This is a genomic window from Janthinobacterium sp. PSPC3-1, from assembly GCF_049896105.1.
GTDB lineage: Bacteria > Pseudomonadota > Gammaproteobacteria > Burkholderiales > Burkholderiaceae_D > Janthinobacterium.
In genome coordinates this window covers 69,457-76,769 of the sequence record NZ_JAFCTQ010000028.1, presented here as the reverse complement: position 1 = coordinate 76,769, position 7,313 = coordinate 69,457, and the positions used below count along the sequence as shown (strand labels likewise).

Below are 7,313 nucleotides of genomic sequence, written 5' to 3'. Positions count from 1 at the left end.
GCTGTTCCGCTGTAAGCAGTGGCATGACCATAGCTTAAACTCTGGTACGAATTGTCTTGACGGTGGGGTCCACTTTAGTGGGCCATGCCAATGCGGGCAAGTTCACGCCCAAGCATGGTGTCGGGGTTGCTGGCCAACACCCAGAACGCGCCGCCTTTTTGCAAGTTGTCTTGTATTTCAACCTTGTTAATGCGCGCAAGTTCTTTCGCTTGGCTAATGACGCGTCGGCTGGATTCGGACATGCCAAGTACTGGTGGCATTTTTTTGCCAGGATCTGCGGTTTTTGGCCCGACCTGCGCGGTTTGCACCGGTGAGTCAGGTGGCGCCTGCAGGTGCGATGGCGAGAACCTGGCCTGGTAATTACTGACCTTGTCTGGTGTAGCCGATACCACTGCACCGGCACGAATGCCGCGTTTTACAAGAAATTGATCGGCCTTCGATTCCCAACTGCTCATATGCAGAATCCGGTTATCAACACCTTGCCGATCGTAGATTCTTCTTTTCAGTTCATGTTCGGCGTGAAGCGTTTTTGCCGATGGCTCAAACGGCAGTTCCTTTTCCTGATAGGCATAGCACGCATTTCCAGTACCAGAAAATTCCACCAGATAATGGTCGCCAATCCGCAGCACAAACCCGTTATTGTGTCTGAGTCCGCCGATCAGGCTGCCATAACGGGATACATTTTTTTGCCGAAAATTACGGAATTCCGGATCTTGATTGGTCAGCGCATCTTCGCCCAGAAGAATTCTGGTGTAGGAAATCTGATCGACAAAACGCAGCCAGTAGACCAGGCGTGCCTTGTCTACCTGGCCTGAGCCCTGAAGCAGGCTGAAGAAATGTTCCAGGTCTTCCTTGGCGAACCAGCGTAGCACCATTCCACGCACTGGTTCCTGTACCAGTGACCAGCGCGCCGAGCTGCGCAACTGGGGATTGCCCCAGCGCGCAAAAGACTCGGTTTTCAGTACTTCGTGCGATTCTGAACGATACGAGGATTGGCAGTAACGGGTGAGCATGGTGGCCAGCAATTCATCGGCATACAGCGGCCTTGTCCTGATGAAATCCACCATGCGTGGAATGGCCGCGACAAAATCGCTGTCGCTCATGTTGTTCAGGTAGTCGATCTGATACGTGATGACGCGGCGCCAAAGCCAGCTTGATTCCGGAATCGGCAGGCTGTTCCGGAGCTGGTCACGCTCGTCCACAGAGCCGTAGAACAGGATATGGCGCAGAGAGTAGCCAGGCTGGTCCGTGAATATGTCGGCGTGCCGCTCAATCATGCGTGACCACATCTTCGGCCTGCTCAGGCTGCTGAACAGGATCGGCATGGTGTCGAGCAGGCAGACACGCAGGCGCCGCCAGTTTCCATGCAAAGGGAATGCATCGACGTCAAAGGAGAAGTAGCTATTGAGCAGGCCGAACCATCCTTTGCGCGGCACATCGCGTCGAATGATCCATTCTCCGGTATGCGCCATGACGGCATCAAACAAGCGCTGTTCCTCGATCGGTTTGCCGCTGGCTCCGCAATCGTCACACAGTCCCCAGGTGATCAAGGTCCAGTCGCGCCGGGACAGGTTGGCTTCACCGCGGCGCAGCCGCGCCAGTGCATTAATGCGCTGCTGCAACGGCGGCTCTGGCGGGGCGCCTTGCTCGAACAAGAGCGTGATGCGATCCGCTTCCTGTTTGAGCAGAAAGGGATGCTCGATGGCAAGCATGATGCCTTCGCTGTCCCGATTGAAACGGCTCAAGGAGTTGCTTAGTTTTCCTGACAGCAGTTCAAGTGGATTGGGTCTTGCCGGCTTCATATCAAAAGGCACTTTTCGGCGCTGGTCGCATTGAAGACGGCCGGATGGCTGGTGGCAACGTCATCTTTCAATCCATAAAACTGCAAGCGCAATTCAACCCTGCGGCTCGCTTCTGGACTGTCCTTTGCATTATTAAAGGACACCCCGCCTGCCAGGAATAATTCGCGTACCTGATGTTTTTGTTCCAGGCTCAGCCCCGTATCGGCAGAGAGCCGGTCATCAAGCAAGGCGCACATGACCCATTCCGAGCGTTGCAAGCTCAGATGCAGGTTGTAAAGATAGGAACCATCGGTATCGGTGAACCCTTCGATCAGTACCTGCTTGAACCAGCGTTTTCCTTCCTTGCTTGAGGCAGCATCAATCACCAGCGGCACGACATTGCGCAGTGCAGTTTGTCCATTCGGGCCGAGCTTGTAGTCGTTGAACCCGAAGCGGCCTGCCTCGCCAAAATTGATGCGATTGTCGCGGCAGTCGACCACGATATTCTGGTTCAGCTCGCTGGCTTTGGCCTTCAGGCTATTGCACAGATTGGAGATGTCCGTGGTGCGGGACTTTTCTTCCGCTCCAGCGTCGGCAATGCGCTTGGTCATCATGACCAGCGAGGACACCATCACGATCAGAAACAGGATCATCAGGGCCGTCATCAGATCGGCATACGAGATCCAGAATGGCTTCTCGCCTTCGACGGTTGAGCGTTGAACGCCGCGTGAGCGCATCCCGAACATACTATGACCTTACCGTACGGGTATTGGCTTTCGCGAGCACATCCGACAAATCTTCGATGTTCTCGGCGACGGTTTCGACGCCGCCTGCCAGGGATTTGACAGCCTTGTCCAGTTCCGCATCCAGCGAACCCATGGTTTTAAGCAGGGTTCGCTCGATGCCGCGCCCGAACTCGTCAAAGCTGTGGCTGACAACCTCCGAAATTTTGCTCAAGTACTCTTCGGTCTCCAGATTCATATCATGAATCTGGTCGCTCAGACGTATCAGGTCGGATGCTGTCTTTTCACGGACGCCGGCTTCCTGTTGCGCCCTGTCGACGAGTAATTGCAGTGATTGCAGGTTTTGTGCGGTCACATCACGGTTGGCGCGATAATCGGACACCACCGAGGAAAGCTCGCGCATCGCAACGGATAGCTCGGAAGAACCGGTACGCAGTGCCGAGATGGTTTCGCCGCTGGACTGCATGGCTGTTTGCACGCTGGCACCCGCCGTATCGAATCGCTCAGCGGCAACGCGCATCTTGTCGGCGCCAAGTTGCATTCCTTGCAGGCTGCGCTCGGTCTGTCCACCGAGCGCATCGACTGTCTGGCGCATGGCATGGCGTTCGCGTTCGACGAGTTCAAGCAACGATTTTACCTGGTTGCCGAGTCCCTCCAAGGCGCACTTGGCCTCTTCCCGGAAGTCTGCCAATGCCTGTTGGGATTGCTGGTCCATATCGTGGCGTGCGCGATCAAAACTGGAGAACATGTCCTCAAGGCGCGCCGTCATGGCATCGGAAGCGTTGGAAGCGTTACGCAGGCTATCTTCCTGGGCACGGGAAATTGATGCTCCGATACCATTGACCATCGTTTGCATTTGTTGCTCAAGCTGGCCGACCGTCCCTGCAATCTGATCCATGGTGTCGGTTTGTCCGCGGCCAACGCTGTCTTGCATATGCTGAACGAAGGCATCCATCTGATCCATCATTTTTTGTTGCCGTGTCTCCCCATCGGCAAACATTTTTTCAAGTTGCACGGCAATCTTGTCGCCGGCTTCGACACCTTGGCTACCCATGTTCTCGACCGCAGATTGCATGGTACCGACCATATCGTTCAATGCCGCTTGCATGACGTCCTGGCTGTTATGCATATCTTGCAATGTCTTCGCCAATTGCTGTGAAACGGCCTGGCTCGACGATTCGCTGGCGTCGCGAAGATCACTGACCAAGGCGGAGAAACCATTTTGCATCTGCTGCATCGCAGTGACGGATTGCTCCAGCATGGTAGAGAGACCTTGAAACTGCTGGCCGAATGTACTTTCGAGCTTGGCCATAAAGGCCACCAGAACGTCTTGCAGCATCGAACCGACGACTTTGGATTGATCGCCGCTTGCCGCCGAGACCGACTGCGCAATTTTTTCAAGCGGCTCACGAAAACTCGACTCGATGCTCTGGCTGATTTGTCCGGCAAGCATGGTGCCGGAATCACGATAGCTGCCGCTCAGCGTTTCCGCGAGCTTCAGGCTTTCACGTACCTGCGTATCGACCAGGTTTTGCAGCATCTCGCGCAGGTCAGTGACCAGGCTATCCTTGAGCATTCTGGTTTGTACCGAGCTTTCCTGGCTGGTACGTACCAGATCAGCCAGATATTCCTCCCCCACGCCGGCATCGAACAAACCATCAATGGCGTCGGTCAGCTTCTCTAGTTGGTCATAGCAAATACGCAGCTGTTCTTTTTCCAGATGGGTCACGAACATGGCGCAAATGATGGACGCAAGCGAACCAATAAAGGCGTAAAACACGTCACGGATCAGCCCACTGACACTTTCCTGTACTTTTTCAGGTGCACTGGGATCAAACGCATTGAGCCCCAACATCAGGCCGAAAAAGGTTCCAATAATACCGAGGCCGGTAAGTATGCCCGGCAGGTGTTTGAAATACTCGGCATGCAGCGGGGTATCGACAACACTTTGAGCTGAAAAATAATATGATGCAGGTGTCGTGGCACGGCTTTGCCTGACAATTCGTTCACCATCAATGACTTCGTACTGATCATGCAGCGTTTCCTCAAATTCACTCCACTGGTGAAAAAACGAGGTGTTGCTGAAGACACGTTTTGCGGCGATGCGTCGTCCAGCTGGTGCATTGTTCCGTATCCCTTTGATGTCTTCCGTATATTTTGCAAGTTCGCTCGCAAGTTTTTTCGCGGGGACGTAGTAACGTTTATAAAAGCCGCGAGTCAAAAAAAACAGAAATATTATGACTATCGAGGGAGCGATGAATTTTGTCGGTGCTTGTAAAAAATCGAGCATGTGTTGGCCGTTGAGCAAGCGTCAAATTACTGAGAAAGTGATGAAAATATTTTTGTGGCAATAAACGATACCTGAAGTTAACGTTAAAGCGTAGCTTAAAACCCAGTATTTATCCAAATGGCGACCATTTTGATACTTTATTGCAGCATTTTTGTGTTGGCCGATGATGGTGATATCTCGATGGATGTAAAAATGGCCGCTCATGAAGCGGCCATTTTCTTGTTCATCCTACGCTCAGAACTTCGCGCGCAGGGTCACCACCACGTTGCGCGGGTCGCCGTAGTAGTAGCTCAGGCTCGTCGGGCCATACTTCTTGTAATACACCTTGTCGCCCAGGTTGTTGACGTTGACCTGCAGCGAGTAGCCGTTGCGGAATTCATAGCCGGCCATGGCGTTGAAGACCGAGTAGCCGCCCTGGCTCGCCGTCAGCACGCCGGAACGCACGTACGAATTGTCCTGCACCGCCACGCCGCCGCCGAAGCTCAGGCCTTGCAGCGCGCCGGTGGCGCGGTAGTTGCTGAACAGGCGCAGCTGCTGGCGCGGGTCGATGCTGCGCAGCGGCTGGCCGAGGTTGGCCTTGGTCGGATCGTTCAGGTATTTGGTGCGGGTATTGGTATAGCCGCCGGTCAGCTGCCAGCCCGGCATGATTTCGCCGGCCACTTCCAGTTCCCAGCCTTCGCTCTGCGTCTTGCCATCGGCAATACGGCAGTAGCCGGTCGGGTTGGACACGCCGCATGGATTGCTGGAGGTCGTGTCGTCGACCGCGCGGCCTTCGTTGTTGATGCGGAAGATGCCGGCCGAGGCGGTCAGCTTGCCGCCCAGGAACTCGCCTTTCAGGCCCGCTTCATAGTCTTCGCCGGTAATCGGTTTCAGCAGCCGGTTGTTGACGTCCTTGACGTTTTGCGGCGTGAAGATTTCCGTGTAGCTCAGGTAGGCGTTGATCTGTTTGGTGATGTCGTAGGTGACGCCGGCAAACGGCGTGATCTCGTGCTTGATCTCATAGTTGGTGGCGGGCGAGGCGGGCGCCTTGTAGTCCCACCAACTGGCGCGCGCGCCGATGATCACGGCCAGCGGGTCGGTGATCGACAGACGGGCCGTGCCGAACAGGCCCTGCTGGCGCGTGTAGGTCGGCTTCAGGTTGTTGACGGCGGTCGCGTCCTTGTCGATATAGCTGGTGTACGGGTTCCAGTTGCGGATATCGACGTTGGTCAGCGGGTTCAGGTTGAACAGGCCGGCCGTGCCGCGCGTCTTGGTGCGCAGGTTTTCGCCGCCGAACACCAGCTGGTGCTTGCGGCCGAACAGGGTGAACGGTCCGCTGGCCGTCAGGCCGGTGGCTTCCTGGTCGCCGGCGTCGCCCGTGTACAGCGACGTCGTCACGCCGAACAGGTAGGGATTGGTGGTCGACGAGCGCGTGAAATAGCTTTGCTTGAAGCCGTTGTCGTCCATGCGCATGCGTGTGTATTCGCTGCTCAGCTTGACGGTCCACTCGTTCTCGAAGCGGTGCTCCAGTTCCACGAAGGCCTGCTGGTTGTAGCGGTTCCAGCGGTTCCAGTCGGCGCCCAGGTAGGTGTTGCGCGGCAGGTTCAGCGAGGAACCGTCGAAGTTGCCCGGCAAACCGCCCCAGGCGCCGGTGGCGTCCAGGTCGGTGTGTTGCAGGCTGGTGGTCAGCGTGGTGTTCTTGCTCAGGTCGATCGCCAGCACGCCGTACAGCACCTTGCGGTTTTCGTCCCTGGCATCCTGGAAGAACTCCTTTTTATCCTTGACGGCGACGATACGGCCGCGGATGCTGCTGTCTTCATTGAGCGGGCCGGACACGTCCGCTTCCAGGCGGCGGCGGTCCCACGAACCGAGCGACAGGCCCAGGTTGGCCTGGAAGGTCCTGGTCGGGCGCTTGCGCACCATGTTGACGGTGGCCGACGGGCTGCCCGAACCGCGCAGCATGCCGGAGGCGCCGCGCAGCACTTCCACGTGATCGAGCACGGCGGTGTCAGGCTGGATGAAGATCGAGCCGCCCTGCGTGATCGTCAGGCCGTCGACCTGCATGGCGTCGATCGAATAGCCGCGCGAGAAATACTGCACCCGTTCGCTGTCGACATAGTCGACCGTCACGCCGGGTGTGTTCTGCAGCACTTCGTTCATGTCGAAGAAGGCGCGGTCATCGAGCAACTGGCGGGTGATGACGGTGACCGGTTGCGGGATCTCGCGGTTCGATTCGAAACCCTTGAACAGGGTCGACTTGCCGGAGGCGAGCGAGCGCGAGTTCTCGGTGGAGGTCCCCTTGTCGGCCGTGCCGGTAATGGTGATCGCAGGCAATGTCGCATCGGCGCCATTGGCCTGGGCGTCCGCCACGGCGGTCTCGGCCTGCGCCGAGGTGATCGGCAGCAGCAGGGCGGCGCTGGCGCACAGCAAGGTGATCCTGGCGGCATGCCGTACAGGATGGAGGACGAACATGGGGTGGGCAGTGGCGCGGTGGCGGGACATCGGAACTCCAGAGGGTAG

General features: G+C 56.7%; 4 protein-coding genes. All 4 read right to left on the bottom strand.

Annotation, left to right across the window (positions count from 1 at the left end; genetic code table 11):
- Nucleotides 1-74: 74 nt before the first annotated feature.
- The 4 genes from ACP7B7_RS23615 to ACP7B7_RS23600 all read right to left on the bottom strand — a co-directional run bounded on the left by ACP7B7_RS23615 (nucleotide 75) and on the right by ACP7B7_RS23600 (nucleotide 7,295).
- On the bottom strand, nucleotides 75-1,745 hold the full coding sequence (locus ACP7B7_RS23615; protein WP_426078327.1) for an EH signature domain-containing protein: 1,671 nt from the start codon (nucleotides 1,743-1,745) through the stop codon (nucleotides 75-77).
- A 53-nt stretch (nucleotides 1,746-1,798) separates the two neighbouring features.
- Nucleotides 1,799-2,527 carry a type I Zorya anti-phage system protein ZorB1 gene (gene zorB1 / locus ACP7B7_RS23610; protein WP_426078326.1) on the bottom strand — a complete coding sequence of 243 codons (729 nt, stop codon included), beginning with the start codon at nucleotides 2,525-2,527 and terminating at the stop codon, nucleotides 1,799-1,801.
- A 1-nt stretch (nucleotide 2,528) separates the two neighbouring features.
- Nucleotides 2,529-4,814, bottom strand: coding sequence for an anti-phage ZorAB system protein ZorA (gene zorA, locus ACP7B7_RS23605; RefSeq protein WP_426078325.1), 2,286 nt, complete (start codon nucleotides 4,812-4,814; stop codon nucleotides 2,529-2,531).
- Nucleotides 4,815-5,048: 234 nt separating this feature from the next.
- Nucleotides 5,049-7,295, bottom strand: a complete 2,247-nt coding sequence (locus ACP7B7_RS23600) for a TonB-dependent siderophore receptor (RefSeq protein ID WP_426078324.1) — start codon at nucleotides 7,293-7,295, stop codon at nucleotides 5,049-5,051.
- Between the last annotated feature and the right edge of the window lie 18 nt (nucleotides 7,296-7,313).

What these genes read in the sequence shown, in the direction of transcription:
- ACP7B7_RS23600 (WP_426078324.1), bottom strand. Translation starts at nt 7,295, where the DNA reads ATGTCCCGCCACCGCGCCACTGCCCACCCCATGTTCGTCCTCCATCCT.
- zorB1 (WP_426078326.1), bottom strand. Translation starts at nt 2,527, where the DNA reads ATGTTCGGGATGCGCTCACGCGGCGTTCAACGCTCAACCGTCGAAGGC.
- zorA (WP_426078325.1), bottom strand. Translation starts at nt 4,814, where the DNA reads ATGCTCGATTTTTTACAAGCACCGACAAAATTCATCGCTCCCTCGATA.